This is a genomic window from Variovorax sp. PMC12 (assembly GCF_003019815.1).
Taxonomy (GTDB): Bacteria; Pseudomonadota; Gammaproteobacteria; order Burkholderiales; family Burkholderiaceae_C; genus Variovorax.
On record NZ_CP027773.1, the window covers coordinates 5,438,778 to 5,464,116 of the forward strand.

The following is a 25,339-nucleotide window of genomic DNA, read 5'->3' on the forward strand; positions in this document are numbered from 1 at the left end:
CCAATGAACTCCATCGTCATCATCGGCGGCGGCCACGCCGCGGCCCAGCTCTGTGCCGGCCTTGCCGAAGCGGGGCAGGGCGCGCGCGTGCACCTGGTCTGCGAAGAGGCCTGCGAGCCCTATCACCGTCCGCCGCTGTCCAAGGCCTTCCTCAAGAGCGCCGAGGAAACCACGCAGCCGCACAAGGCTGCCGACTGGTACCGCGAAGCGGGCATCACGCTGCACCTGGGCGACGCGGCCGTGGCCATCGACCGCGAGGCACATACCGTCACGCTGCGTTCGGGCGCCGTGCTGCCTTGGGAGCGGCTGGTGCTGGCCACCGGCACACGCGCGCGCCAGATGCCCGACCTGAAGCCTGGCCTGGAGAACGTCGCCAGCCTGCGCGCCGCGGACGAGGCGCATCGCCTGCGCACCCGGCTCGCATCGGCCGAGAAGGTCACGGTACTGGGCGGCGGCTTCATCGGGCTCGAAGTGGCGGCAACGGCCAAGGCGCTGGGCAAGTCGGTGCAGGTGATCGAAAGCGCGCCGCGCCTGCTGGGCCGCGCGGTGTCGCCCGAGCTGTCGGCACACGTGCTGGCCACGCATCGCGCGGCAGGCATCGACATCGTGCTCGGTGCGCAGACGGGCGCGTTCGAGGTCGAAGGCGACCGGCTGGTGTCGGTGCAGGTCAACGGCGTTAAGCAGCCCGTCGACCTGCTGCTGCTGGGCATCGGCGCCGTGCCCGAGACCGCGCTCGCGCAGGCGGCCGGCATCGAGTGCGCCGACGGCATCGTGGTCGACGCACAGATGCAGACCAGCGCCGCCGGCGTGCTGGCCGTGGGTGACTGCACGCGCTTCCCCGATCGCCGCGCGGGCCGCGCATTGCGGCTCGAGTCGGTGCAGAACGCGAACGACCAGGCGCGCACGGCGGTCGCCACGCTGACCGGCGCGGCACGCGACCACGACGCGGTGGCGTGGTTCTGGTCCGACCAGGGCAGCATGCGGCTGCAGATGGTGGGCCTGATGCCGGCAGAGGGCACGGCGGGCCTGACCAGCGTGCGCCGTCCCGGCCCGGGCGCGAACCCCAATGCGTTCTCGCTCTTCCACTATGTCGATGGGCATCTGGTGTGCGTCGAATCGGTCAACGCACCGGTCGACCACATGATGAGCCGCAAGCTGCTCGAAGCGGGCCGCAGCCCCGATCCGGCTGTGATTGCCGATGCTTCGATTCCCCTGAAAAACCACCTGTCGTAATTGCGCCGCAAGTCAGGCCGGGTTCACCAGCCTGTCATTGCGCTTTCAGAGACTGCTTCCTTCTCCAATACTGCAGAGGGAGTTCTCGATGAAAAACGCAGCGGCCGCGTCGCTATTGCGCCTTGCCCCCATGTCCACCTGTGCCGCCGTGATCGCCGCCGTGCTGACCGCCTGTGGCGGCGGCAGCGGCGGTGGCGGCACCGTGTTTCCCCCGGTCGCGTCCACGCCCGCGACCGACACCACGCCGGCACCCGTTGCCAAGGGCACGCGCGCCACGGTCGCCTTGCTGGAGACCACCGACCTGCACGCCAACGTGCGCAGCTACGACTACTTCAAGCTCGCCGAAGACAAGTCGTACGGCTACGAGCGCACCGCCACGCTGATCAACGCGGCGCGCAAGGAATTCCCGAACACGATGCTGTTCGACAACGGCGACACCATCCAGGGCACGGCGCTGGCCGACTACGAAGCCCTGGTGAGCCGCGTTCCGTGCACGCAGCCGCTGTCGATCTACAAGGCCATGAACGCCACCGGCTACGACGCCGGCACGCTGGGCAACCACGAGTTCAACTACGGCCTCGATTTCCTCAACCAGGTGATCGGCGGCGGCCTCGACGTCGAAGGCGTGGACGGCAGCAAGAAGTGCGCAGGCCCGGCTTTCCCCATGGTGCTGGCCAACGTGCAGAGCGTGAAGAGCGGCAAGCCGCTGCTCGCGCCGTACACCATCGTGACCAGGCAGTTCACCGCCATGGCGCCCGACGGCAAGACCGTGACCGTGCCGGTGAAGGTCGGCGTGATCGGCTTCACCACGCCCGGCATCCTGAACTGGGACAAGCGCTTCCTCGAAGGCAAGGTGCGCACCGAAGGCGCCGTCGAAGCCGCCACCAAATACATCCCCGAACTGCGCGCCAAGGGCGCCGACATCGTGGTCGCGCTGCAGCACGGCGGCCTCGATGCATCGCCGTACTCGCCGACGATGGAAAGCCCCGGCCTCTACCTGTCGAAGGTGGCGGGCATCGACGCTCTGATGATGGGCCACCAGCATGGCACGTTCCCCGATCGCAGCGCGAAGCCGGGCTACACGCAGGCCGGCGTGGACAACGCCGCAGGCACCGTCAACGGCGTGCCGGCCGTGATGGCCAGCTCGTGGGGCAAGGCGCTGGGCCTGATCAGGCTCGACCTGGTGTACGACGGCAAGGCATGGGGCGTGGACAAGACCAGGACCTTCGTCGAGGCGCGCTCCACGCAGACCGGCAAGGACGGCGCGGGCAAGGCGATCTACGCCGATGCCGACCCGAGCGTCGCGCCGCTGGTCGAAACGCAGCACCAGGCCACCATCGCCTACGTGAAGACGCCCATCGGCACCACCGACTTCCAGATGAGCACCTACTTCGCGGACGTGGGCGACCCCGGCGCGATCCAGATCGTGAACCAGGCGCAGGCCGACTACGTGAAGAACTACATCGCGGCCAACCTGCCGCAGTACGCGAGCCTGCCGGTGCTGTCGGTGAGCGCGCCCTTCAAGTCGGGCTATGAAGGCGCCCGCGACTACACGGACGTGGCCGCCGGCAACGTGGCGATCAACAACGCGGCCGACCTGTACCTCTACCCCAACACGGTGTATGCGGTGAAGGTGACGGGCGCCGAGATCAAGGGCTGGCTCGAAGCCGCCGCCAAGCGCTTCAACCGGATCGATCCGGCACTGGCGACGGACCAGCAGCTGATCAGCACCTTCCCGGGCTACAACTTCGACATGTTCACCACGCCGGATGTGCAGTACGAGATCGACGTGACCCAGGCGGTGGGCAGCCGGGTCAAGAACCTGATGTACATGGGCGCGCCGATGGACCCGGCGAAGGACTTCGTCATCGCGACGAACAACTACCGTGCGACCAGCGGCGCGAGCTTCATCCCCGCGCTGGACGGCCGCGCGACGATCTACCCGTCGCCCGACGCGAACCGCGACGTGCTGATCGACTACATCAAGGCCAAGAAGACCATCACGCGCGCAGCCAACGGTTCAGCGCGCAGCTGGGCCTTCACCAAGGTCGCGACGGCGGGCAACGTGGTCTTCTCTTCGGCGCCGAATCAACTGGGCGCGGCCACGGCCGCGGGACTGGCCAACATTTCGCTGCTGGCCGCGGACGACGGCGGCGGCAAGGGTCAATCGCGCTACAAGCTCGACCTGAACAACTGACCGAAACCGGGCCGGCGTCCGCGTGGCTCAGCGCCGCGCGGGCGCCAGCAGTACCACCAGCGCCCCGGCGCCGCCCTCCGCCGGCTTCGCCTGCACGAAGGCGATCACTTCGTTCTTCTGGATCAGCCAGCGCTGCGTCTTGGTCTTGAGCACGGGCTGCCTGCCCGGCGAGCCCAGGCCCTTGCCGTGCACCACGCGTACACAGCGCAGACCCTGCTTGTGGGCATTGCGGATGAAGCCACCGAGCGCTTCGCGCGCCTCGTCGCTGCGCAGGCCGTGCAGGTCGACCTGGGCCTGGATGGACCAGTCGCCCTTGCGCAGCCGCGCCGTCACGTCGGTGCCGATGCCGGGACGGCGAAAGCTCATGGCGTCGTCCACGTCGAGCAGCGTGGTCACGTCGAACTCGTCGGACAGCGATTCGCGCAGCACGCGCTGCTCGTCGAGCTGGTGCTGCACCGGGATGGGGGCCGGCGGTTCCGGCGCGAGTGGCACTGCCGCCTTGCGGCGCAGCGGTTCGGTGGCGCCGATGGCGCGGGCGAACAGGTCTTTCTCGGCGGCGCGCTTGCGTTCGGCGGCGGCCTTCGCGGCCGCCTCGGCCGCTTCGCGCTCGCGGGTTTCGGCGAGCACGCGCTGCACCTGCTTGAGGTCGGCGAGGTTCTTGAGCGCGGTTGAACGCTGGGGCATCAGAGCAGTCCTTTCTCGGCCATCGAGAAGCTCTGGCCGGGGCTCACGATGACGTGGTCGAGCACGCGCACGTCGACCAGCGCGAGCGCGGCGCGCAGCGTCTGCGTGAGCGATTCGTCGGCGCGCGACGGCTCGATGGCGCCGCTGGGATGGTTGTGGGCCAGCACCACGGCCGCGGCCTGGTGGTGGATGGCGCGCGTGACCACTTCGCGCGGGTAGACGCTGGTCTGCGTGAGCGTGCCGCGGAACATTTCTTCCAGCATGATGAGGCGGTGCTGCACGTCGAGGAAGACGACCACGAACACCTCGTGCGGGCGCGAGCCGATGTGCAGCTGCAGGTATTGCTTGACCGCCTCGGGCGAGTCGAACACCGTGCGCTCCTTGAGCTTCTCGCCCATGGCGCGCCGCGCCAGCTCGAGCACCGCGATCAGCTCGGAGCGCTTGGCGGTGCCGCCCATGCCCTTGACGGCCTTGAGGTCGTCAGGGCCGGTGTGCAGCAGGCCCGACAGGCCGCCGAAGCGCTCGAGCAGTTGCTGGGCCAGTTGCAGCACGTTCTTGCCCGCCACGCCGGTGCGCAGCAGCAGGGCCAGCAACTCGGCATCCGCCAGCGCGGCGGCGCCTCGCGAGATGAGCTTTTCGCGTGGACGGGCGTCGAGAGGGAGATCCTTGAATGCCATGAAACCCTGGGTGAAACCTTGGCGGAGCCGGGTGGAAGCCCCGGTCCTTAAAATGAAGTCCAGTTTATCGGGACACCCACCTTGTCTTTGCCCACCTCCGCCGCTCCCATGTCCCAAGTCGTGACTTTCGGCTCCTTCCTGACCTTGCACTACCGGCTGGCCGGTCCGGCAGGCGACATCATCAACACTTTCACCGACAAGCCGGCGACCCTGTCGCTGGGCACCGGCGAGCTTTCGCCCGCCATGGAGCAGCGCCTGATGGGCCTGGAAGAGGGCACCCACGCCACCTTCGAGCTCCCCGCCGGCGAGGCCTTCGGCGAGCGCAATCCCGACATGCAGCAGTGGGTGGCGCGCAAGCTGCTCGCCCAGATGGGCGACCCCGACGAGCAGTACGCCGTGGGCGACGTGGTGCAGTTCCCCACGCCCGACGGCACCGGCAGCTACGCCGGCGCGGTGATCGAATCGAACGAGACCGGCGTGCGCTTCGACTTCAACCATCCGCTGGCCGGCCAGCCCGTGACCTTCGAAGTGAAGCTCATCGGCGTGCTATGAATACAGGCATCTCCGAAGTCATCCTGGCCGAGCCGCGCGGCTTCTGCGCGGGCGTGGACCGTGCCATCGAGATCGTCGAGCGCGCCATCGCCAAGTTCGGCGCGCCGATCTACGTGCGCCACGAGATCGTGCACAACACCTACGTGGTGAACGAGCTCAAGGCCAAGGGCGCGATCTTCATCGAGGAACTGTCCGACGTGCCCCCCGGCGCCACGCTGGTCTTCAGCGCGCACGGCGTGAGCAAGGCCGTGGAGCAGGAGGCGCGCGACCGCGGCTTCGAGATCTTCGACGCCACCTGCCCGCTGGTGACCAAGGTGCACGTCGAGGTGGCCAAGCTCGCGAAAGAGGGCTACGAGTTCATCATGATCGGCCACAAGGGGCACCCCGAGGTCGAGGGCACGATGGGCCAGCTGTCCAGCGGCATCCACCTGGTGGAAGACGTGGAAGACGTGGCCAGGGTCTCGCCGGGGCAGACCGACAAGCTCGCGGTCGTCACGCAGACCACGCTGAGCGTGGACGACGCCGCCGAGATCGCTGCCGCGGTGCGCGCGCGCTTTCCGGCCGTGCGCGAGCCCAAGCAGCAGGACATCTGCTACGCCACCCAGAACCGCCAGGACGCGGTCAAGATCATGAGCCCGCAGGTCGACCTGGTGATCGTGGTCGGCAGCCCCACCAGCTCCAACAGCAACCGGCTGCGCGAATTGGCGCAGCGCCTGGGCACCGAGAGCTACATGGTCGACTCCGCCGAAGAGCTCAAGCCCGAGTGGTTCGAGGGCAAGACGCGCATCGGCCTCACCGCCGGCGCCTCGGCCCCCGAGGTGCTGGTGCGCGAGGTGATCGACCGCGTGCGCGCTTTCGGCGCGGTGTCCGTGCGCAAGATGGACGGCATCGAGGAAACCATCAAGTTTCCGCTCCCCAAGGGCCTCAAGCTCGACGACATCCCCCCTCCCGGACACATCTCTTGAACGACAAGAACACGAACCGCTGGCGCTCCGAAATCGAGAGCGCCGCCGCCAGGCTGGACGCGCGCGCCGGTCATTTCCTGCGCCAGACGCCGCTGTGGAAGCTACCGGCGGCCGCCTTCGGCGTCACGGCGCCGGGCGCCGAGGTCTGGCTCAAGCTCGAGCACATGCAGGTCAGCGGCAGCTTCAAGGCACGCGGCATGATGAACCGGCTGCTGGCCAACGACATTCCCGAAAGCGGCGTGGTCGTGGCTTCGGGCGGCAATGCCGGCATCGCCACCGCCGCCGCGGCGCAGGCGCTGGGCGTGCCTTGCCAGGTTTTCCTGCCGGGTGTCTCGCCGGAAGCCAAGCGTGCGCGCCTGCGCGCGCTGGGCGCCGAAGTGGTCGTCGTCGGCCAGCTCTATCCCGATGCGCTGGCGGCCTGCCTCACGCGCCAGAAGGAGTCCGGCGCCTTGCTCACGCACGCCTACGACCAGCCCGAAGTGGTGGCCGGCGCAGGCACGCTGGGCCGTGAAATCGAAGCGCAGGGCGGCCTGCCCGACGCGGTGCTCGTGAGCGTCGGCGGGGGCGGCCTGATCGGCGGCCTCGCCGGCTGGTTCGAGAAGCGCGCCCGCGTGGTGGCGCTGGAGCCCGAGAAGGCGCCGACCCTGTTGCGCGCCCGCGAAGCCGGCGAGCCGGTCGACGTCGAAGTGGGCGGCATCGCGGCCGACTCGCTCGGCGCGCGCCGCATCGGCGCCATCGCCTGGGAAATCACGCAGCAGCAGGTCGCGCAGGCGCTGCTGCTGTCCGACGAATCCATCCGCGCCGCGCAGCAGTGGCTGTGGAAGGAGCTCAAGCTCGCCGTGGAGCCGGCCGCCGCGCTGCCGCTGGCCGCGCTGCAAACGGGCGCCTATGTGCCGCGCGAAGGCGAGAAGGTGTGCCTGATCGTCTGCGGCGCCAACGTCGACCCCGCCACCGTCGCCTGACAAGCCGCCCTCTAAAATCGACCGATGCTCGACATCACCCTGCTCCGCAAAGACCTGGCCTCCGCCGTGGCCGGCCTTGAAAAACGCAAGAAAAACCAGCCTTACCTCGACGTGTCGGCGTTCACCACGCTCGAGGCCGAGCGCAAGACGCTGCAAACCCGCACCGAGGAAATCCAGGCGCGCCGCAATTCGCTGAACAAGCAGATCGGCCCGCTCAAGGCCAAGGGCGAGTCGGTGGATGCGCTGATGGCCGAAGTCAACGCGCTCAAGGCCGAGCAGGAATCGCAGTCCAGACGCCTCGAAGAAATCCAGCCCGAGCTGCAGGCCCTGCTGCTCGCCGTGCCCAACCTGCCGCACGCCAGCGTGCCGCTGGGCGAAGACGAGAGCGGCAACGTCGAAATGCGCCGCTGGGCCCCGCAGGGCGGCGCCGGCGCCAACGCCAAGCCGCTGGGCTTTGCCGCCAGAGACCATGTCGACCTGGGTGCGCCGCTGGGCCTCGATTTCGAGATGGGCGCCAAGCTCGCGGGCTCGCGCTTCACCGTGATGAAGGGCCCGATCGCCCGCCTGCACCGCGCGCTTGCGCAGTTCATGCTCGACATGCAGACCGAGAAGCACGGCTACACCGAGTGCTACGTGCCCTACATCGTCAATGCCGCCACGCTCAGCGGCACCGGCCAGTTGCCCAAGTTCGAGGGCGACCTGTTCGCCGCGAAGAAGGGCGGCCAGGACGGCGAGCCGGCGCCCGACCATTCGGCGCTGTACCTCATTCCCACCAGCGAAGTGCCGCTGACCAACTTCGTGCGCGACGAGGTGGTGGCCGAGTCGCAACTGCCGATCAAGGTCACGGCCCACACGCCGTGCTTCCGCTCCGAAGCCGGCAGCGCCGGCCGCGACACGCGCGGCATGATCCGCCAGCACCAGTTCGACAAGGTCGAGATGGTGCAGATCGTGCACCCAGAAAAGAGCTACGACGCGCTCGAAGAGATGACGGGGCACGCCGAAGCCGTGCTGCAGGCCTTGGAGCTGCCGTACCGTGTGGTGCTGTTGTGCACGGGTGACATGGGCTTCGGCTCCACCAAGACCTACGACCTCGAGGTTTGGCTGCCGGCGCAGGACACCTACCGCGAGATCAGTTCGGTCTCCAACTGCGAAGCCTTCCAGGCACGGCGCCTGCAGGCCCGCTTCAAGAACGCGCAGGGCAAGAACGAACTCGTGCACACGCTCAACGGCTCCGGCCTTGCCGTGGGACGCGCGCTGGTGGCCGTGTTGGAGAACCATCAGAACGAAGACGGCTCGATCAACGTGCCGGCCGCGTTGCGGCCGTACATCGGCGGCGCCGAAGTTTTGCGCGCCTGAGGCGCAGGGCTTCAAATAGCGGAAATTTCTCCGCTATAATCAGAGGCTCGACAGCACCGGAGAGGTGGCAGAGTGGTCGAATGTACCTGACTCGAAATCAGGCGTACTAGCGATAGTACCGAGGGTTCGAATCCCTCCCTCTCCTCCAAGAATGGCCCCGCAAGGGGCTATTTTTTTGCCTGTTCCATCCCAGGGAAAAGCCGCTTTCAGATTCAGGTCGGCTTAAGTTTCCCCGCCGATACTGCAGAGGACGGTCTTTTGGCGTTGGTAGAGGTCGCTTCGGCACCCGCCTTCACGGCGGTTCCTCGAGGCTGGAGGTCGTCATTTCCTTTGTATGGCCGAGGGCGCATGTCGCTCGTTCGGCCGGCTGTCAGAAAGCCCTTGCGGCACATGGCCCGGCATTGAGCGCCTGCCTTCGGAGAACTATTTCTTCGAACCGACATGACCCTGAACGCGTGCGCTCACGGGTGAAATATTTTCTCGAAGAATGGCTGAGCCGCGCTCAAGACGGCGCTCATCGGGTGTAGGAAAAGCGCCGTTTCCCGGCCCGAACGTCGAAGTTTTCCACGCTGCCCATTTCGCAGGCACCGTGTTGCAGGCCACGCCAGGCAACGATTCCGCGCGCAATCCCCTTGGTTTTCCCCAAAGTTGTCCCCAGTCGGCGGGGAAAACCCAAGGACGCCTTTTCAGGCCCCGCGCTTACGCCCGGGCGCGCTCTGTTTCCTCTAGCCAGGTGGGCTCGTTGGAGGTGTCCGGAAAGCCGCTGTCGGCCATGGCCGGCAACCCTGCCGATCCCGGCACGTGCCGCAGCTCATACCCCCGTCCATAGACCGAGTGCAGGACGAACTCGCTTTCCTTGTGCAGCGACAGCTTGCGGCGGATGTTCGCCACGCAGCAGTCGAGCACGCGGCTTTTGCGTTCGATCCGCGAATCGACCCACAGCGAGGCCAGCAGCCATTCACGCTCCAGCAGCCGCCCCGCGTTGCGGAACAGCAGCAGCGCCAGTTCGAACTCGCGCGGCTTCAGCCGGATCTCGCTGCCGTGGTGCACCACCACCTTGCGGCTGCCGAGGAAGTGGTAGCTGCCGAACAGCGCGCTCACCGAAAGTGGGTGCAGCAGGGTTTCATTGCGGCGCAGCGCCTCGCGCACGCGCAGTTCCACCTCGAAATCGTCGACCGGCAGCACCGCGAAGTCGATGCCGGCACCGGGGGAATCGTTACCGGTCACCGCCAGCACCTCGTTCAGCAGGTCGCGCTGCAGTGCATTGACCACCAGGAAGATGGGAATGCGCAGCGCCTTGCACATGGCGGTGAGCACCGGCCAGGCGCCTTCGTCCTTGAGCACGACCAGCAGCAGGTCGAATGGCGCGCCGTTGGTCACGGCGCTCAGGAAATCGGCGCTGGAGTCGAATGGCGCCGATGTGCAGCCGATCTGCTGCAGGCGCTGGCCCCAGGCCTTCGCCTGGGCCTTGTCGCAGCCCACCATGGCCACGTGGCGCGAGCCTTGAGCGTTGTTCATGTCCATAGTTCGATGCGGTTTGGAGGGCAGGGCGGCGGCGGTGCCGCTCAACCCACTGCCAGGCGGCTTCCGCCGCCGGATTGCGTCTTGCGGATGCCGTCCGGGCCGTAGAAGAGCTGTGCGCTGGCCTGCAGGAAGTGCAGCGCCTGCTGGGTGAAATCGAGGTGCGCGTACACCATCGAGCCGTTGCGCAGGTTGTGGCTGCGCGCCTGCACCGCCAGCACCAGCAGCTCGGCCCAGGCCTGTTGCAGTTCGGGGCCGCCGCCCGCCGCAGCGGCGTCCGCGCCCGCGCGGCCCGGCTCGTAGCCCATGGCCGCCTGCATGGCTTCGCGCTCGCGGTCGAGCTCGGCCATGCGGTCGAGCAGGCGGGTCTTCTCGCTGGCGATGGCCGCGAGATCGGTGAAAACGCCGGCCGACATGGCCTTGGCCTCCCGGTCCAGCACGGCCAGGAATTCCCCGATGCAGGCCGCTTCCGTGCGCAGCCTGGCCAGCAGAGCCTGGGCGTCGTTCATTGGCCGTCCTTCTTGCCGTCGAGCAGGTCGCGCACGCTGGCCAGCAGGCCGTCGGCGATGCGCTCCGGGCGCACCTGGTAGCGGCCCGCGCGGATGTCCTCGCGGATCGCCGCCACGCGGGCCGCGTCGAAATCGCTGCCATCCGTGGCCGCGGGCAGCGCATGGACGTGCGCGGAGGCCTGCCGCGCAGCTTCCTTGGCTTCCTTGGTGCGCTCGGGCGCGTCGGCGCCGGTCATCGGGGCCGCGCCCGTGGCGGGCGAGCGATGGAGGGGCGTGGCCGAAGGGGCGGGTTGATCGATTTTCAAGGTGATTCCTCAGGGGCTGACCGGTATATCGGCAGCCCTGGCAAGAACTTTAGGAATTGCGTGCACGAAGGTTGAAACGGGCGCCAGCGGCTACTGCGCGAGCTGGATCTGCCCCTCCTCGTCCGCCACGCCGCTGACCAGCCGGCCCTCCCGGGTCTTGGCCTGCACCACCGCGCCGACCCTCGCCCCGCTCAGGGCCTTGCCCTCGGTGCTGACCACGAATCCTTCGCCCTGGGCCACCAGCTTCACCGCCTGGCCCTGCTGGATGACCGTCACCCCGCGCACCGATTCCTTGCGCAGCGGCGCGCCCGGGCCGATGCGGTTGGCCGCCACCACCCCGACCAGTTCGGCCGCGCTGGTGATGACGGAGCGCGGCAGCCGCGTGAGGTCGCCGGTGCGCTCGGTGACGTCGCCCGCGCCCAGCGGGCGGCCGGTCTCGATGGCGCGCGCGGCCACGAAATAGCTGCCTTCCACCGACACGTGCGCCTGCACGAAGCGCGTCCAGGGCCGCTCCGTCTGGCAGCGCACGCCGACCGACACCCGGCCCCACGGCGTGGCGCCCGGCGGCAGGAAGGCCTCGGGCGCCTCGCAGGGCGGCAGCGCCTCGGTGCCGCGGCCTTCCAGGCTGATCGTGACCTTGCCCGGCAGGCCGGCGGTCTGCACCTGCAGGTATTTCTGGATGGCCGTGCCGGCGGCATCGGCCGCGGGTGCCGAAGAAGCCCACGCGGGAGCCATGCACGCGGCCATCGCCAGCAGTGTCGGCAGCACGGTGCGCAGCAGGCGGGTCCGGAGCTGTAGGAGGTTCATCGGCAGCGTGAGGAAAGGGCAAAAAAACAGGTGGCGCCGGAGTCGACGCAGACACGCCGACGCCGGGCAATTCTAGAAATCCGGTGCCGGATCGAAGGTGCGAGCAGCAGGCGAAAACCCCCTTTGTTCGGACGATTGCAAACGCGATGCATGCATAGACTCGCTTTCCATCTGTCGCTGCGCCTCGTGCATCGGCGACGCCACAACGGATGGAAAAAAGATGATCGACAAGCTGGATGCGGCGCTTCGCTTCAATCGCGAAGCCCTCAACCTCCGGGCCGAGCGCCAGGAGGTGCTCGCGGCCAATATCGCGCATGCCGACACGCCCAACTACAAGGCGCGCGACTTCGACTTCGGCAGCCGCCTGAGCGAAGCCGTCGAGCGCGGCCGCGCGTCGCAGTCGATGTCGCTGGCCACCACCTCGGCGCGCCATCTCGCGGGCCAGGCGCAGGCCATGCCCGACAAAGACCTGCTCTACCGCACGCCCAACCAGTCGAGCCTGGACGGCAACACCGTCGAGATGGACGTCGAGCGCATCGCCTTCGCCGACAACGCGCTGCGCTACGAGTCCAACCTCACCGTCATCAACGCCAAGATCAAGTCGCTGCTCTCCGCGGCGCAGCAGTAAGCCATGCCGTTCCCAAGCAGTTCCATGAACATCTTCAACGTGGCGGGCTCGGCCATGACCGCGCAATCGCAGCGCATGAACGTGACCGCGAGCAACCTGGCCAACGCCGAGAGCGTGGCCGGCCCCGACGGCATGCCCTACCGCGCCAGGCAGGTGGTGTTCGAGGTCGCGCCTTCGGGCCACCAGGACATCGGCGGCGTGAAGGTGTCGGGCGTGATCGAAGACCCGTCGCCGCCCAGGATGGTGTTCGACCCCAAGAGCCCGCATGCCAACGGCGAAGGCTACGTCGCGATGCCCAACGTCAACGTGGTCGAAGAGATGACCAACATGATCTCGGCCTCGCGCAGCTACCAGGCCAACGTCGAAGTGCTCAACACGGCCAAGACGCTGATGGTCAAGACGCTGACCATCGGCCAGTAAACCCCCTCATACCCACCACGCCATGGCCATCTCCGACACATCTTCCATCTCCGGTCAGAACGCATCGACCGCGACCGGCAACACCGTCTCCAGCCAGGACAACGAGCAGCGCTTCCTCAAGCTGCTGGTCACGCAGCTCAACAACCAGGACCCGCTCAACCCGATGCAGAACGCCGAGCTCACCTCGCAGCTCGCGCAGATGAGCACCGTGACCGGCATCGAAAAGCTCAACACCACGCTCTCGGGCCTGGTGAACCAGACCGGCGCCAACCAGCTGCTGCAGGCGACCTCCCTCATCGGCTACAACGTGCTGTCGCCGGGCGACGTGCTCACCACCAAGAAGCCCGAAGAGGGCAAGGACCCCGCCACGCAGGCCTTCGGCGTGCAGCTGCCGGGCACCGCCGCGGACGTCACGATCAAGATCCTCGACGACAAGGGCAACGTGGTTCGTACCCTCGACGCCGGCCCCATGAAGGAAGGCGTCAACGCCGTCACCTGGGACGGCAAGGACGAGGCCGGAAACGCGGTCGCCGAAGGCGCCTACCGCTTCACCGTCGATGCCAAGAACGGCACCTCCGCCGTGACCTCCACCGCGCTCACCTTCTCGCAGGTGGCGGCCGTCAAGCAGGGCGCCGGCGGCGTCACGCTCGAACTGGGCTCGGGCGCCAGCATCGGCCTGTCCGACGTGCGCCTGTTCCTGTGAGGCGCGTGCCTCCTCTCTCATCCATCGCAGCACTGAACGCATTGAAGTAAGGAACCATCATGAGCTTTTCCCAGGGCATCAGCGGACTCGGCGTGGCCGCGGCCAACCTCGACGTCATCGGCAACAACATCGCCAACTCGGGCACCGTGGGCTACAAGTCCGCCGCCGCCACCTTCCAGGACGTGTATGCCGGCTCGCGCGTCGGCCTCGGTGCCTCGGTGTCGGGCGTGGTGCAGAACTTCACGCAGGGCGTGACGCAGTCGAGCAGCCGTCCGCTGGACGTGGCCATCCTGAACGGCGACGGCTTCTTCCGCCTGAGCAGCGCCACCGGCGAGGTCGCGTATTCGCGCAACGGCCAGTTCACCCGCGACAAGGACGGCTACATCGTCAATGCATCCGGCCTGCGCCTGACGGGCTACGGCGTGAACGCCAGCGGCGGCATCAACGGCGGCACGCCGTCGGCCATCCAGATCCCGACCGCGTCGATGACCCCCAGCGCCACCGGCAACGTCAATGCCGAGTTCAACCTCGACGCGCGCCTCGGCGTACCCGCCAAGACGCCGTTCAACCCGGCCGACTCCGGCACGTTCAACTACTCGAACGCCCTCGGCCCGGTGTACGACTCGCTCGGCAATCCGCATGACCTGTCCGTGTACTTCGTGAAGAGCGCCACGCCGGCCAACACCTGGAACGTGTACGGCACCGCCGACGGCGCGCCGCTGAACGCGGGCGCCGCGCTCACCACGCTCACGTTCGACAGCAAGGGCGTGATGACCGCGCCGGCCGGCGGCAAGCTGAGCACCGGCGCCATCACCTTCACCAACGGCGCGGCACCGCTGACCGCGTCGATTGACCTGTCGGGCACCACCCAGTTCGGCGCCGCCAACGGCATGAGCAAGCTGAGCCAGGACGGCTACCGTTCGGGCGAACTGACCTCGTTCTCCATCAACCCCGACGGCACCATCACCGGCAAGTTCTCCAACGAGCAGACCAAGCTGCTGGGCCAGGTCGTGCTGTCGTCCTTCGCCAACCCGAACGGCCTGGAGCCCAAGGGCAACAACGTGTGGGGCGAGACGCTGGCTTCGGGCAACGCGCTCACCGGCACGCCCGGCGAGGGCACCAAGCTCGGCTCGCTGAAGTCGGGCGCACTGGAGTCGTCCAACGTCGACCTGACCTCCGAACTCGTCAACCTCATCGTCGCGCAGCGCAACTACCAGGCCAACGCGCAGACCGTGAAGACGCAGGACCAGGTCATGCAGACGCTGATGAACATCCGCTGACGCGGCACCCCGACCACCACCACCGAACGACCGGCACCAGGAGCACCCAGTGGATCGAATGTTGTATGTCGCGATGAGCGGCGCCAAGCAGGCCATGGATCAGCAGGCCACCGTGGCCAACAACATGGCGAACGTCTCTACGCCGGGCTTCCGCGCGCAGATCGCCAACTTCCGCGCGGTGCCCGTGGTCGGCCAGGAGGCGCCCACGCGGGCCTTCGTGGCCGCGACCACGCCCGGTGCGGATTTCACGCACGGCCCGCTCACCGAAACCGGCCGCGCGCTCGACTTGGCCGTCAGCGGCCAGGGCTGGCTGGTGGTGCAGACGCCCGACGGCGGCGAGGCCTACACCCGCGTGGGCAACCTGCAGATCGGCGCCGACGGCCAGATCACCACCATGGGCGGACGCGCCGTGATGGGCGACAACGGCGCCATGACCGTGCCGCCCGGCTCGGCCGTGGCCATCGCGCCCAACGGCCTGGTCGGCGCGCGCGACCCCGCCTCGGGCACGCTCACCGGCATTGCCGAGGTGGGCCGCCTGAAGCTGGTCAACCCGCCCACCACCGACCTCGTGCGCGGCGACGACGGGCTCTTCCGCATGCGCGAAGGCCTGCCGCCGGCCCAGGCCGACGAGGCCGTCACTGTCGTCACCGGCGCGGTCGAGGGCAGCAACGTGAACCCGGTCGAGGCCATGGTCGCCATGCTCGCCAATGCACGCAGCTTCGAGATGCAGATGAAGTCGCTGCAGACCGCCGACACCAACGCGCAGGCGGCCAACAAGCTGCTGGCCTACGGCTGATCGGCCGCAGGCACCGCATCCCGGCCATCACGCGGCCCGCACGCAACACACGCAGGATTTTCAAGAAATGATTCGTTCCCTCTACATCGCCAAGACCGGCCTCGATGCGCAGCAGACGCAGCTCGACGTCGTGTCGAACAACCTGGCCAACGTCGGCACCACCGGCTTCAAACGCAGCCGCGCCGTGTTCGAAGACCTGGTCTACCAGAACCTGCGCCAGAGCGGCGCCCAGTCGTCCGACCAGACCCGCCTGCCTTCGGGCCTGCAGGTCGGCACCGGCGTGCACGTGGTCGCCACCGAGCGCATCCACTCGCAAGGCAACCTCACCAAGACCGACAAGCCGACCGACGTGGCCATCAGCGGCGGCGGCTTCTTCCAGGTGCTGATGCCCGACGGCACCACCTCGTACACGCGCGACGGCTCGTTCCAGAAAGACCGCGACGGCCAGCTCGTGACCGCCAGCGGCTTCCCGGTGCAGCCCGCCATCACCATCCCGGCCAACGCCACCAGCATCACGGTGGGCCGCGACGGCATCGTGTCGGTGGTACAGGCAGGCAGCACGAACACCGTGCAGATCGGCCAGCTGCAGCTCGCGACCTTCGTCAACCCGACGGGCCTGGAAAGCCGTGGCGAGAACCTGTATGCCGAAACCGACGCCTCGGGCGCGCCCAACCAGGTGAACCCCGGCGTCGACGGCGCGGGCACGCTGAGCCAGGGTTACGTGGAGGCTTCGAACGTGAACGTGGTGGAAGAGCTGGTCAACATGATCGCCACCCAGCGTTCGTACGAAATCAACAGCAAGGCGGTCCAGACTTCGGACCAGATGCTGCAGCGCCTGGCCCAGCTGTGATGCAGGGTGCGCGTCTTCTTCGTCGGGGCGGCGCCGCCAGGGTGCTGGTGGCGATGCTCGTCGCCGCGCTGGCCGCGGGCTGCGCGCAGTTGCCGCGCGAGCCGCTGGTGCACCAGCCGATGACGGCGCGCGCCGAGAGCTATGCGCAGCTGCAGCCGCGGCGCTCGCCCGGCGCGATCTTCCAGGACGGTCCGGGCGCCAACGCGCTGTTCGAGGACCGGCGCCCGCGCAACATCGGCGACATCCTGACCATCGTGATCAACGAGAAGGTCAATGCCACCAAGAACTCGGGCGCGAACGCCAGCCGCGCGGGCAGCACCACGAGCGTGTTCGCGGCGATTCCGAAACTCATCGGCGGCCTGCTCGACGGGCAGGACACCAAGCTCAGCGGCACCAACTCGCTCACCGCCAAGGGCGGCGCCAACGCCAACAACACCTTCAGCGGCGTGATCACGGTCACGGTGGTGGACGTGATGGGCAACGGCAACCTGCTGGTGAGCGGCGAGAAGCAGATGGGCATCAACCAGGGCACGGAGTTCATCCGCTTCTCTGGCGTGGTGAATCCGCGCACCGTGTCGGGCAACAACACCGTGCCTTCGACGCTGGTGGCCGACGCACGCATCGAGTACTCGGCCAAGGGCTACATCGACGAGGCCCAGACCATGGGTTGGATGCAGCGCATCTTCCTCAACGTCATGCCATTTTGACTATGAAAAACCCCCAGGCTTCGCGCACTTCGTGTCGCTTCTCCTTCCCCCTTGCAGGGGGCGATGCCTGCGGCCCGGCAAAGCCGGTTCCGCGGCATCTCACGAACTTTCTGGCTCGCTTGCGCATCGCCTCGGCGGTGGTGGTGGCGCTGGGTGTCTTCGGGTTTGCGCCCGCGCATGCGGAGCGCCTCAAGGAGCTGGCGAGCATCCAGGGGGTGCGGGACAACCCGTTGATCGGCTATGGGCTCATGGTGGGCCTGGACGGTACGGGCGACCAGACGATGCAGACGCCGTTCACGACGCAGAGCCTGAACAACATGCTGCAGCAGCTGGGCATCACGATTCCGCAGGGCGTGAACATGCAGCTGAAGAACGTGGCAGCCGTCATGGTGACGGCCACGCTGCCTTCGTTCGCGCGGGCGGGGCAGAACATCGACGTGACGGTGTCGTCCATGGGCAATGCGAAGAGCCTGCGCGGCGGCACGCTGCTGATGACGCCGCTGAAGGGCGTCGACGGCGCGACCTATGCGGTGGCGCAAGGCAACATGGTGGTCGGCGGCGCGGGAGCGTCGGCCAATGGCAGCAAGGTGCAGGTCAACCAGCTGAGCTCGGGCCGCATTCCGGGCGGTGCGCTGGTCGAGCGCACGGTCGAGGCGCCGGTGGGGGGCGAAGGCACGTTCACGCTCGAACTCAACCGCTCCGACTTCGGCACCACGCAGCGCGCGGTCGATGCCATCAACCGGCAGTTCGGCGCGGGCTCGGCCGAGGCGATCGACGCGCGCGTGATCCGCGTGCGGGCGCCCGAGCCGCAGCAGCGCGTGGGTTTCCTCGCGAAGCTCGAAGATCTCGAAGTGACGCCGACGCAGGCCGGCGCGCGCGTGGTGGTCAATGCGCGCACTGGCTCGGTGGTCATGAACCAGGCGGTGCGGGTGAAGGACTGTGCCATCGCGCACGGCAACCTGTCGGTGGTCATCAACACCGAGCCCGTCATCAGCCAGCCGGGTGCGCTCTCGGGCGGCACCACGGTGGCGGCGCAGACCTCGCAGATTTCAGTGAACCAGGGCGGCGGCGCCATGCAGATGGTGCGCGGCGGTGCCTCGCTGTCGGACGTGGTCAAGGGGCTCAATGCCCTGGGCGCGAATCCGCAGGACCTGGTGTCGATCCTGCAGGCCATGAAATCGGCCGGCGCGCTGAGCGCCGAGCTGGAAATCATCTGAGGCCGCACGCATGACCGTCTCGAACATGGGCGCCGGCGCGGGCGCATGGAACACCTCCGACGTGGCCAGCCGCGCCGGCGCGCTCGACCAGCGCTTTGCGCTGGACGTGCAGGGCGTCGATGCGCTGCGCCGCACCGTGCGCGCGTCGCCGGAAGAGGGGCTGCAGCAGGTCTCTCGCCAGTTCGAAGCCATGTTCATGAACATGGTGCTCAAGAGCATGCGCGAAGCCACGCCTTCCAGCGGCATGCTCGACAGCCAGAGCCAGAAGGTCTACCAGTCGATGTTCGACCAGCAGCTCGCGCAGAACCTCTCGGGGCGCGGCGTGGGGCTGGCCGAGGCCATGCTCGAGCAACTGCGCCGCACCTTGCCCTCGGGCCCGCCCGATGCAGAGGCCGACGCCGAGATCGGCATCCGGCCGATGCTGCTCGAGCCTCGCGCCAGCGGCCTGCCGTTGTCTCCGCGCGCGGGCATTCCCATCGGCTCCGCGCCCACCGGACGTGTCTCCACGGCGGCCGACCTGGGCGTGTACCAGTACAGCGGCGAGCGCCGTGCGCCGGCAGCGAATGCTTCGCTGCAGGGCCAGGTCGACGAGTTCGTGGGCCGCATGGGCGCTTCCGCGCAGGTGGCCAGCACGGCCAGCGGCGTGCCCGCGCCGTTGATCCTGGCGCAGGCCGCGCTGGAGTCGGGCTGGGGCAAGCGCGAGATCCGCGCGGACGACGGCACGCAGAGCTTCAACCTGTTCGGCATCAAGGCCGACCGCAGCTGGAAGGGCCCGACGGTCGAGACCACCACCACCGAATACGTCGACGGCGAGCCGCAGAAGGTGCGCGCCAAGTTCCGCGCCTACGCGTCGTACGACGAAGCCTTCACCGACTACGCGCGCTTCATCACGCGCAACCCGCGCTACGCGAACGTGCTGGCCACCGACGACCCGCACGAAGCCGCGCACGGCCTGCAGCGCGCGGGCTACGCCACCGATCCGAAGTACGGCGAGAAGCTGGTTCGCATCATGCAGAAATTCGGCTGAGCCCCACGCGGCGCAGCCTTGCCCGGTAACGGCCGCCGCACGCGCGGCAAGCCTTTCCCCAACACTGGAATACACAGGAATTCCCATGGCAGAGATCGCAAGCATCCAGCAACGGCAACAGCAGCAGCCCGGCGCTTCCACAGGCGCGGGCCGCCTGGAGGTGGTGACGTTCAAGCTGGGCGAAGAGGAATACGGGATCGACATCCAGAAGGTGCAGGAGCTGCGCGGCTACGACGCGGTGACGCGGATCGCGAACGCGCCGGAGTACATCAAGGGGGTGGTGAACCTGCGCGGGATCATCGTCCCGATCATCGACATGCGCATCAAGTTCAAGCTGGGCGACCCGACGTACGACCAGTTCACGGTGGTGATCGTGCTGAACATCGGCGGTCGCGTGGTGGGGATGGTGGTGGACAGCGTGTCGGACGTGATCACGCTGTCGGCCGAGCAGATCAAGCCGGCGCCGGAGATGGGTTCGGTGCTGGACGCGGACTACCTGATCGGGCTGGGCACGCTGGAAGAGCGGATGCTGATCCTGGTGGACATCGACCGGCTCATGTCGAGCCAGGAAATGGGCCTCATCGAGAAGATGGCGGCCTGAGCTTTCTCCGGGCACCGCATAAAGAAGACACCAGAGGGTCCGAGAGGAGACAAGCCACATGAAGAATTGGAATACGAGCCGGCGCCTGGGCGCCGGATTCGCGGTCGTGCTCGCGCTGGTGGTGCTGATCGCCGGCCTGGGCGTGCTGCGCCTGCAGGCCGTGGGCGAGGCCACGAAGGAACTGGCCCGGCAGTCGCTGGTGAAGGAGCGCCTGGCCTCGGCCTGGCACTTGGGCACCACCTCCAACGGCGTGCGCACCATCTCGCTGCTCAAGAGCACCGACGCCACGGTGCAGGACTACCTGAAAAAAGGCATCACCGTCACCAGCGCCGGAATCTCCGAGACACAGAAGAAGCTCGAGGACATGCTGGTGTCCCCCGCGGAGCTGGCGCTGAGCGCCGACATCAAGAAAAAGCGCGGCGACTACGTCGAGCTGCGCAACAAGCTGCTCAAGCTGAAGGCCGACGGCCAGCCGGAAGAGGCCGCGAAGCTCACCGACACTCAGCTGCTGCCCGTGCTCGAAACCTACGATGCCAGCATCCGCGCGATGGCCGCGCTGCAGCAGCAGCAGATCGACAGCACGGCCAGCGACATCGAAGCCCGGTACCAGTCGGGCCGCGTCTACCTCGTCGTGCTGGCGGCGCTTGCCCTGGCGCTGGGTTCGGTCATTGCATGGCTGCTGACGCGCGGCATCGTGCAGCCGATCGGCGAGGCGCTGCTCATCGCCGAGACCGTGGCGTCCGGCGACCTGAGCCAGGAATTCGAGACCGATCGCGGCGGCGACTTTGGCCGGCTGCTGCGCGGCATGGGCGACATGGAAGACACGCTGACCGACCTGGTGACGCGCATCAAGGCGTCGACCGACGCGATTGCCGTGGCGTCCCGGCAGATCGCGGCGGGCAACGAAGACCTGTCGTCGCGCACCGAACAGCAGGCCAGTTCGCTGGAGCAGACGGCCGCCTCGATGGAAGAGCTGACCTCCACGGTGAAGCAGAACGCGGACAACGCACGGCAAGCCAACCAGCTGGCCGTGTCGGCCTCCGAGGTGGCGGTGAAGGGCGGCAGCGTCGTCTCTCAAGTGGTCGACACCATGGGCTCGATCAATGCGTCGTCCAAGAAGATCGTCGACATCATCGGCGTGATCGACGGCATCGCCTTCCAGACCAACATCCTCGCGTTGAATGCGGCGGTGGAGGCCGCACGCGCCGGCGAGCAGGGCAAGGGCTTTGCCGTGGTGGCTTCCGAAGTGCGCAACCTCGCGCAGCGCTCGGCATCGGCGGCCAAGGAAATCAAGACCCTCATCGGCGACTCCGTGGAGAAGGTCGAGGAAGGCAGCAAGCAAGTCAGCGAAGCCGGCCGCACGATGGAAGAGATCGTCGGCAGCGTGCGCCGCGTGACCGACATCATGGGCGAGATCACGGCAGCGAGCCAGGAGCAGACCTCGGGCATCGAGCAGATCAACCAGGCCATCACGCAGATGGACCAGGTCACGCAGCAGAACGCCGCGCTGGTCGAGCAGGCCTCGGCCGCCGCCCAGTCGCTGCAGGAACAGGCCGACAACCTCGTCAGGGCTGTGAGCACCTTCAAGATCGACGCCGACGAGGCCGTTGCCGTGGCGGTTTGACGAGGTGTTGTCCCATGCCCGCCTTTCTCCGAAGTTCGCCCTGCGCCTGGGCGCCGGCATTGCCGTGTTCTTCCTGTTGCTTGCGGCGGCGCTCGGCGTCGGTTTCCAGGCCGGCGCCGGCCTGGCGTGGGCCCGCAGCGCGATGCTGGCGATGGGCGCCGCATCGCTGCTTGCCGGAATTGTCATTGCGTGGTTCATCGCGCGCTCCTTCCACCGTTCCAGCCATAACGCGCTGAAGACCGCCAAAAGGCTGGACCGGGTTCTTCAAAACGTCAACGCAAGAGATTCCTGAAACACCCATGCGCTCATTTCTCAATCTACGGATCGGCACCCGCCTGGGTGCCGGCTTTGCCGCCGTTCTGCTGATGCTGGCCGGGGCCATCGGCCTCGGGCTCCAGGCCATGGGCGACGTGCAGTCGCGGCTCGAAGGCATCGTCGAGGGCAACAACGTCAGGATGGCCGCGGTCAACACGATGTCGGACGCCGTCCGCGAGATCGCCATCCTCGACGGCAACCTGATCCTGCTGACCGAAGAAGCCGCCATGCGCGAGGAGTCGAAGAAGATCGCCAGCGCCCGCGAACGCTACACGGAAGCCCACAAGACCTTGGAGAAGACGCTGACCGGGCCGGAAGGCAAGGCCCTGCTGGCCAGGGCCGACGAGAAGGCTGCGCTGCTCCTGCCGCTGAATTCCCAGCTGTCCGAGCTGGCGCTGCAGAACAAGAACGAGGAAGCGACGCAGGTCTTCATCACGAAGTTCCAGCCGGCCGTGCGGGGCGTGCTGGCCGAACTCGATGCCATGGACGCCACCGAAAGCAGGCAGGCCCAAGCCGCCAACCGGGAAGCCGCCGAAGGCTATGCATGGTCGCGCAACCTGATGCTCGCGCTGGGCGGCTTCGCCATACTGTTCGGCGCGGCCATCGCATGGTTCACCACGCGATCGATCACGCGTCCGATCGGCGAGGCCGTGCAGGTGGCCGAGAAGGTGGCCGCGGGCGACATCACTTCGCGCATCGAAGTGCACTCGAAAGACGAGACCGGTCGGCTGATGGCCGCGCTGAAGGCGATGAACGAAAGCCTGATTCGCATCGTGCGGGACGTGCGCATGGGAACGGACACGATCGCCACGGCGTCCAGCCAGATCGCTTCCGGCAACCAGGACCTGTCGTCGCGCACGGAGCAGCAGGCCAGCTCGCTGGAGCAGACCGCTGCCTCGATGGAACAGCTCACGAGCACGGTGAAGCAGAACGCCGACAACGCGCGCCAGGCGAACCAGCTGGCGGTTTCGGCCTCCGAAGTGGCGGTGAAGGGCGGAAGCGTCGTGTCGCAGGTGGTCGGCACGATGGGCTCCATCGACGCTTCTTCCAAGAAGATCGTGGACATCATCGGCGTGATCGACGGCATCGCGTTCCAGACCAACATCCTGGCGCTGAATGCGGCTGTGGAAGCCGCCCGGGCCGGAGAGCAGGGCCGCGGCTTCGCGGTGGTGGCATCGGAAGTGCGCAGCCTCGCGCAGCGCTCGGCAGCGGCAGCCAAGGAAATCAAGACGCTGATCGGCGATTCCGTGGAGAAGGTCGAGGAAGGCAGCAAGCAGGTTGCCGAGGCGGGCCGCACGATGGAAGAAATCGTCGGCAGCGTGAAGCGTGTGACGGACATCATGGGCGAGATCACCGCAGCGAGCCAAGAGCAGACCTCCGGCATCGAACAGATCAACCAGGCCATCACGCAGATGGACCAGGTGACGCAGCAGAACGCCGCGCTGGTGGAAGAGGCCTCGGCCGCCGCCCAGTCGCTGCAGGAGCAGGCCGGCAGCCTCGTGCAGACCGTGAGCATCTTCAAGATCGATGCCAATGCCGTCGCCACCGTGCGCCCCGGCTTCACCCGCATCACCCCCATCCCCCGGCCCGCGAAACCCGCGCGGCCGTTGGCGAAGCAGCCTGCCAAGGCGCTGCCCGCACGCCGTGCGCCGGCCGCCGCTCCGGCGCCGCAGTTGGCGATGGCCGGCGACCCCAAAGGCGATTGGACCGAGTTTTGACACGAAAGGACTCAAGTCTGGCGATCCGATGCCGATAACAGGATGACGGCGTTGCCGCTTTGCGTGCAACAGCCGCCGTCTCCCGTTATTGAAAGAAGAGAGCGATGAGTTTGAAGGATCTGAAAATCGGCACGCGCCTGGGGCTCGGCTTCGCGGTGATGCTGCTGCTGATGGCTTTCATTGCCGGCACCGGCGTGCTGCGGCTGACCAATGTGGGCCATGCCACCGACGAGATGGTGGAGAAGGCGCTGGTGAAGGAGCGCCTGGCCAACGAATGGCTGAGCAACCTCAGGTCGAACACGGTGGCCAACTTCGCGATGGTCAAGACCACCGATCCCGCCATTGCCGCCTACTTCTCCAAGCTGCAGGCGGCCGGCTCGGCACGCATCAGCCCGGCGCAGAAGAAGCTCGAATCGATGCTGGACACGCCGGAGGAGAAGGCGCTGTATGCCAGGGTGTCGGCCTCGCGCGCCGTGGTGCTCGAGACGGTGGGCGTGCTCAACAAGCTCAAGGACAGCGGCCAGCTCGCCGAAGCGAACACGCTGGTCGACACCAAGTTCAGCGAAGCGCTGGGCGTGTATGGCGGCGCCGTCGAGGCGCTGGCCCAGCACCAGCGCGAGAAGATCGATGCCGCCGCCAAGCGCATCGGTGCCGACTACATGGCGGGCCGCACCACGCTGATCGTGCTGGCGTGCATCGCCGTCGTGCTCGGCGCGCTGTTCGCCTGGCGCCTGAGCGTGGGCATCGTGCGCCCGCTGGGCCACGCGCTGGAAGTGGCCGAGACCGTGGCGGCCGGCGACCTGAGCGCCGACATTCGCGTGGAAAGCCGCGACGAGGCGGGCCAGTTGATGCAGGCGCTCAAGAACATGAACGAGAGCCTGGCCAAGGTGGTGGGCGAAGTGCGTACCGGCACGGAGACGATCGCGACGGCTTCGGGGCAGATCGCCTCGGGCAACCAGGACCTGTCTTCGCGCACGGAACAGCAGGCCAGTTCGCTGGAGCAGACGGCTGCTTCGATGGAAGAGCTGACTTCGACCGTGAAACAGAACGCGGACAACGCACGTCAGGCCAACCAGCTGGCTGTGTCTGCTTCGGAAGTTGCCGTGAAGGGCGGCAGCGTCGTGTCGCAAGTGGTCGACACCATGGGCTCGATCAATGCGTCGTCCAAGAAGATCGTCGACATCATCGGCGTGATCGACGGCATCGCATTCCAGACCAACATCCTGGCGCTGAATGCGGCTGTGGAAGCGGCCCGTGCGGGTGAGCAGGGCCGCGGCTTTGCGGTGGTGGCATCGGAAGTGCGCAGCCTCGCACAGCGCTCGGCAGCAGCAGCCAAGGAGATCAAGACGCTGATCGGCGACTCCGTGGAGAAGGTCGAGGAAGGCAGCAAGCAGGTCGCCGAGGCGGGCCGCACGATGGAAGAAATCGTCGGCAGCGTGAAGCGCGTGACGGACATCATGGGCGAGATCACCGCAGCGAGCCAGGAGCAGACCTCCGGCATCGAGCAGATCAACCAGGCCATCACGCAGATGGACCAAGTGACGCAGCAGAACGCCGCGCTGGTCGAAGAGGCCTCGGCCGCCGCCCAGTCGCTGCAGGAGCAGGCAGGCAGCCTGTCGCAAGTCGTCGGCGTGTTCCAGCTCGGCCGCAATCAACTGGCCCTGGCCTGAAAGCGAGGCCCGGAT

Annotated in this window: 26 protein-coding genes and 1 tRNA gene; 21 read left to right on the forward strand and 6 right to left on the reverse strand. The window is 67.5% G+C overall.

The window, feature by feature from the left end; translation table 11 throughout:
- The first annotated feature begins 3 nt into the window (after positions 1-3).
- Positions 4-1,233 carry an NAD(P)/FAD-dependent oxidoreductase gene (locus C4F17_RS25520; RefSeq protein WP_106937105.1) on the forward strand — a complete coding sequence of 410 codons (1,230 nt, stop codon included), beginning with the start codon at positions 4-6 and terminating at the stop codon, positions 1,231-1,233.
- 130 nt (positions 1,234-1,363) lie between these two features.
- Positions 1,364-3,430 (forward strand): bifunctional 2',3'-cyclic-nucleotide 2'-phosphodiesterase/3'-nucleotidase, encoded by a 2,067-nt coding sequence (locus tag C4F17_RS25525; protein WP_106937106.1) that lies wholly within the window; start codon positions 1,364-1,366, stop codon positions 3,428-3,430.
- A 27-nt stretch (positions 3,431-3,457) separates the two neighbouring features.
- Here C4F17_RS25525 and C4F17_RS25530 read toward each other — a convergent pair whose 3' ends face one another.
- Both C4F17_RS25530 and radC read right to left on the reverse strand, forming a co-directional pair.
- Positions 3,458-4,114 (reverse strand): Smr/MutS family protein, encoded by a 657-nt coding sequence (locus C4F17_RS25530; protein ID WP_081265916.1) that lies wholly within the window; start codon positions 4,112-4,114, stop codon positions 3,458-3,460.
- Positions 4,114-4,791, reverse strand: coding sequence for a RadC family protein (gene radC / locus C4F17_RS25535; RefSeq protein ID WP_106937107.1), 678 nt, complete (start codon positions 4,789-4,791; stop codon positions 4,114-4,116). Before radC ends, C4F17_RS25530 begins: the two co-directional genes overlap by 1 nt.
- 108 nt (positions 4,792-4,899) lie before the next feature.
- On the opposite strand from radC, the gene C4F17_RS25540 reads away from it, so the two are divergent.
- The 5 genes from C4F17_RS25540 to C4F17_RS25560 all read left to right on the forward strand — a co-directional run bounded on the left by C4F17_RS25540 (position 4,900) and on the right by C4F17_RS25560 (position 8,774).
- Entirely contained in the window at positions 4,900-5,343 is a 444-nt protein-coding gene (locus tag C4F17_RS25540; protein ID WP_106937108.1) for an FKBP-type peptidyl-prolyl cis-trans isomerase, read from the forward strand.
- On the forward strand, positions 5,340-6,308 hold the full coding sequence (gene ispH / locus C4F17_RS25545) for a 4-hydroxy-3-methylbut-2-enyl diphosphate reductase (RefSeq protein WP_081265913.1): 969 nt from the start codon (positions 5,340-5,342) through the stop codon (positions 6,306-6,308). Before C4F17_RS25540 ends, ispH begins: the two co-directional genes overlap by 4 nt.
- Complete coding sequence (locus tag C4F17_RS25550) at positions 6,305-7,270, forward strand: threonine/serine dehydratase (protein WP_081265912.1); 966 nt, start codon at positions 6,305-6,307, stop codon at positions 7,268-7,270. The genes ispH and C4F17_RS25550 overlap by 4 nt, the downstream gene beginning before the upstream one ends.
- Positions 7,271-7,294: 24 nt before the next feature.
- Positions 7,295-8,626 carry a serine--tRNA ligase gene (gene serS, locus C4F17_RS25555; protein WP_106937109.1) on the forward strand — a complete coding sequence of 444 codons (1,332 nt, stop codon included), beginning with the start codon at positions 7,295-7,297 and terminating at the stop codon, positions 8,624-8,626.
- A gap of 58 nt (positions 8,627-8,684) precedes the next feature.
- A tRNA-Ser gene (locus tag C4F17_RS25560) sits at positions 8,685-8,774 on the forward strand.
- Positions 8,775-9,325: 551 nt separating this feature from the next.
- On the opposite strand, the gene C4F17_RS25565 is transcribed toward C4F17_RS25560, so the two are convergent.
- The 4 genes from C4F17_RS25565 to flgA form a co-directional block, all read right to left on the reverse strand.
- Positions 9,326-10,144 carry a winged helix-turn-helix domain-containing protein gene (locus C4F17_RS25565; RefSeq protein ID WP_159053718.1) on the reverse strand — a complete coding sequence of 273 codons (819 nt, stop codon included), beginning with the start codon at positions 10,142-10,144 and terminating at the stop codon, positions 9,326-9,328.
- A gap of 47 nt (positions 10,145-10,191) precedes the next feature.
- Positions 10,192-10,656: a flagella synthesis protein FlgN gene (locus C4F17_RS25570; protein ID WP_081265907.1), complete on the reverse strand. Its 465-nt coding sequence runs from the start codon at positions 10,654-10,656 to the stop codon at positions 10,192-10,194.
- Positions 10,653-10,961 carry a flagellar biosynthesis anti-sigma factor FlgM gene (gene flgM / locus C4F17_RS25575; protein ID WP_081265906.1) on the reverse strand — a complete coding sequence of 103 codons (309 nt, stop codon included), beginning with the start codon at positions 10,959-10,961 and terminating at the stop codon, positions 10,653-10,655. Before flgM ends, C4F17_RS25570 begins: the two co-directional genes overlap by 4 nt.
- Before the next feature lie 90 nt (positions 10,962-11,051).
- Positions 11,052-11,768, reverse strand: coding sequence for a flagellar basal body P-ring formation chaperone FlgA (flgA, locus tag C4F17_RS25580; protein WP_081265905.1), 717 nt, complete (start codon positions 11,766-11,768; stop codon positions 11,052-11,054).
- 220 nt (positions 11,769-11,988) lie between these two features.
- On the opposite strand from flgA, the gene flgB reads away from it, so the two are divergent.
- The 14 genes from flgB to C4F17_RS25650 all read left to right on the forward strand — a co-directional run bounded on the left by flgB (position 11,989) and on the right by C4F17_RS25650 (position 25,324).
- A complete protein-coding gene (gene flgB, locus C4F17_RS25585) occupies positions 11,989-12,396 on the forward strand; it encodes a flagellar basal body rod protein FlgB (RefSeq protein ID WP_081266019.1) in 408 nt (135 codons plus the stop codon).
- 3 nt (positions 12,397-12,399) lie between these two features.
- The gene (gene flgC, locus C4F17_RS25590; RefSeq protein ID WP_081265904.1) at positions 12,400-12,816 is read left to right on the forward strand and encodes a flagellar basal body rod protein FlgC; all 417 of its coding nucleotides are present in this window, start codon (positions 12,400-12,402) and stop codon (positions 12,814-12,816) included.
- A 22-nt stretch (positions 12,817-12,838) separates the two neighbouring features.
- Positions 12,839-13,519: a flagellar hook assembly protein FlgD gene (locus tag C4F17_RS25595; RefSeq protein ID WP_081265903.1), complete on the forward strand. Its 681-nt coding sequence runs from the start codon at positions 12,839-12,841 to the stop codon at positions 13,517-13,519.
- Positions 13,520-13,578: 59 nt separating this feature from the next.
- Positions 13,579-14,799 carry a flagellar hook protein FlgE gene (flgE, locus tag C4F17_RS25600; protein ID WP_081265902.1) on the forward strand — a complete coding sequence of 407 codons (1,221 nt, stop codon included), beginning with the start codon at positions 13,579-13,581 and terminating at the stop codon, positions 14,797-14,799.
- Positions 14,800-14,848: 49 nt separating this feature from the next.
- The gene (locus tag C4F17_RS25605; protein WP_106937111.1) at positions 14,849-15,595 is read left to right on the forward strand and encodes a flagellar basal body rod protein FlgF; all 747 of its coding nucleotides are present in this window, start codon (positions 14,849-14,851) and stop codon (positions 15,593-15,595) included.
- A 67-nt stretch (positions 15,596-15,662) separates the two neighbouring features.
- Positions 15,663-16,445: a flagellar basal-body rod protein FlgG gene (gene flgG, locus C4F17_RS25610; protein ID WP_081265900.1), complete on the forward strand. Its 783-nt coding sequence runs from the start codon at positions 15,663-15,665 to the stop codon at positions 16,443-16,445.
- A complete protein-coding gene (locus C4F17_RS25615; RefSeq protein WP_106937112.1) occupies positions 16,445-17,152 on the forward strand; it encodes a flagellar basal body L-ring protein FlgH in 708 nt (235 codons plus the stop codon). The genes flgG and C4F17_RS25615 overlap by 1 nt, the downstream gene beginning before the upstream one ends.
- Before the next feature lie 119 nt (positions 17,153-17,271).
- Positions 17,272-18,369: a flagellar basal body P-ring protein FlgI gene (locus C4F17_RS25620; RefSeq protein ID WP_106937113.1), complete on the forward strand. Its 1,098-nt coding sequence runs from the start codon at positions 17,272-17,274 to the stop codon at positions 18,367-18,369.
- A 10-nt stretch (positions 18,370-18,379) separates the two neighbouring features.
- The gene (gene flgJ / locus C4F17_RS25625) at positions 18,380-19,396 is read left to right on the forward strand and encodes a flagellar assembly peptidoglycan hydrolase FlgJ (protein ID WP_234382376.1); all 1,017 of its coding nucleotides are present in this window, start codon (positions 18,380-18,382) and stop codon (positions 19,394-19,396) included.
- Positions 19,397-19,481: 85 nt separating this feature from the next.
- On the forward strand, positions 19,482-19,997 hold the full coding sequence (locus tag C4F17_RS25630; protein WP_234382378.1) for a chemotaxis protein CheW: 516 nt from the start codon (positions 19,482-19,484) through the stop codon (positions 19,995-19,997).
- A gap of 58 nt (positions 19,998-20,055) precedes the next feature.
- The gene (locus C4F17_RS25635; RefSeq protein WP_106937114.1) at positions 20,056-21,621 is read left to right on the forward strand and encodes a methyl-accepting chemotaxis protein; all 1,566 of its coding nucleotides are present in this window, start codon (positions 20,056-20,058) and stop codon (positions 21,619-21,621) included.
- Positions 21,622-21,628: 7 nt separating this feature from the next.
- Positions 21,629-21,913 carry a hypothetical protein gene (locus tag C4F17_RS25640; protein WP_106937712.1) on the forward strand — a complete coding sequence of 95 codons (285 nt, stop codon included), beginning with the start codon at positions 21,629-21,631 and terminating at the stop codon, positions 21,911-21,913.
- A 7-nt stretch (positions 21,914-21,920) separates the two neighbouring features.
- Positions 21,921-23,654 (forward strand): methyl-accepting chemotaxis protein, encoded by a 1,734-nt coding sequence (locus tag C4F17_RS25645; RefSeq protein ID WP_081265896.1) that lies wholly within the window; start codon positions 21,921-21,923, stop codon positions 23,652-23,654.
- A 104-nt stretch (positions 23,655-23,758) separates the two neighbouring features.
- On the forward strand, positions 23,759-25,324 hold the full coding sequence (locus tag C4F17_RS25650) for a methyl-accepting chemotaxis protein (RefSeq protein WP_106937115.1): 1,566 nt from the start codon (positions 23,759-23,761) through the stop codon (positions 25,322-25,324).
- Positions 25,325-25,339 lie beyond the last annotated feature (15 nt).

Excerpts from the sequence above, each read along its gene's own strand:
- serS (WP_106937109.1), top strand. The coding sequence starts at position 7,295 with ATGCTCGACATCACCCTGCTCCGCAAAGACCTGGCCTCCGCCGTGGCC.
- C4F17_RS25565 (WP_159053718.1), bottom strand. The coding sequence starts at position 10,144 with ATGAACAACGCTCAAGGCTCGCGCCACGTGGCCATGGTGGGCTGCGAC.
- flgE (WP_081265902.1), top strand. The coding sequence starts at position 13,579 with ATGAGCTTTTCCCAGGGCATCAGCGGACTCGGCGTGGCCGCGGCCAAC.
- radC (WP_106937107.1), bottom strand. The coding sequence starts at position 4,791 with ATGGCATTCAAGGATCTCCCTCTCGACGCCCGTCCACGCGAAAAGCTC.
- ispH (WP_081265913.1), top strand. The coding sequence starts at position 5,340 with ATGAATACAGGCATCTCCGAAGTCATCCTGGCCGAGCCGCGCGGCTTC.
- C4F17_RS25520 (WP_106937105.1), top strand. The coding sequence starts at position 4 with ATGAACTCCATCGTCATCATCGGCGGCGGCCACGCCGCGGCCCAGCTC.
- flgC (WP_081265904.1), top strand. The coding sequence starts at position 12,400 with ATGCCGTTCCCAAGCAGTTCCATGAACATCTTCAACGTGGCGGGCTCG.
- C4F17_RS25530 (WP_081265916.1), bottom strand. The coding sequence starts at position 4,114 with ATGCCCCAGCGTTCAACCGCGCTCAAGAACCTCGCCGACCTCAAGCAG.
- C4F17_RS25635 (WP_106937114.1), top strand. The coding sequence starts at position 20,056 with ATGAAGAATTGGAATACGAGCCGGCGCCTGGGCGCCGGATTCGCGGTC.
- C4F17_RS25540 (WP_106937108.1), top strand. The coding sequence starts at position 4,900 with ATGTCCCAAGTCGTGACTTTCGGCTCCTTCCTGACCTTGCACTACCGG.
- C4F17_RS25645 (WP_081265896.1), top strand. The coding sequence starts at position 21,921 with ATGCGCTCATTTCTCAATCTACGGATCGGCACCCGCCTGGGTGCCGGC.
- flgG (WP_081265900.1), top strand. The coding sequence starts at position 15,663 with ATGATTCGTTCCCTCTACATCGCCAAGACCGGCCTCGATGCGCAGCAG.
- flgA (WP_081265905.1), bottom strand. The coding sequence starts at position 11,768 with ATGAACCTCCTACAGCTCCGGACCCGCCTGCTGCGCACCGTGCTGCCG.
- C4F17_RS25525 (WP_106937106.1), top strand. The coding sequence starts at position 1,364 with ATGTCCACCTGTGCCGCCGTGATCGCCGCCGTGCTGACCGCCTGTGGC.
- C4F17_RS25570 (WP_081265907.1), bottom strand. The coding sequence starts at position 10,656 with ATGAACGACGCCCAGGCTCTGCTGGCCAGGCTGCGCACGGAAGCGGCC.
- C4F17_RS25630 (WP_234382378.1), top strand. The coding sequence starts at position 19,482 with ATGGCAGAGATCGCAAGCATCCAGCAACGGCAACAGCAGCAGCCCGGC.
- flgJ (WP_234382376.1), top strand. The coding sequence starts at position 18,380 with ATGACCGTCTCGAACATGGGCGCCGGCGCGGGCGCATGGAACACCTCC.
- flgB (WP_081266019.1), top strand. The coding sequence starts at position 11,989 with ATGATCGACAAGCTGGATGCGGCGCTTCGCTTCAATCGCGAAGCCCTC.
- C4F17_RS25650 (WP_106937115.1), top strand. The coding sequence starts at position 23,759 with ATGAGTTTGAAGGATCTGAAAATCGGCACGCGCCTGGGGCTCGGCTTC.
- C4F17_RS25615 (WP_106937112.1), top strand. The coding sequence starts at position 16,445 with ATGCAGGGTGCGCGTCTTCTTCGTCGGGGCGGCGCCGCCAGGGTGCTG.
- C4F17_RS25595 (WP_081265903.1), top strand. The coding sequence starts at position 12,839 with ATGGCCATCTCCGACACATCTTCCATCTCCGGTCAGAACGCATCGACC.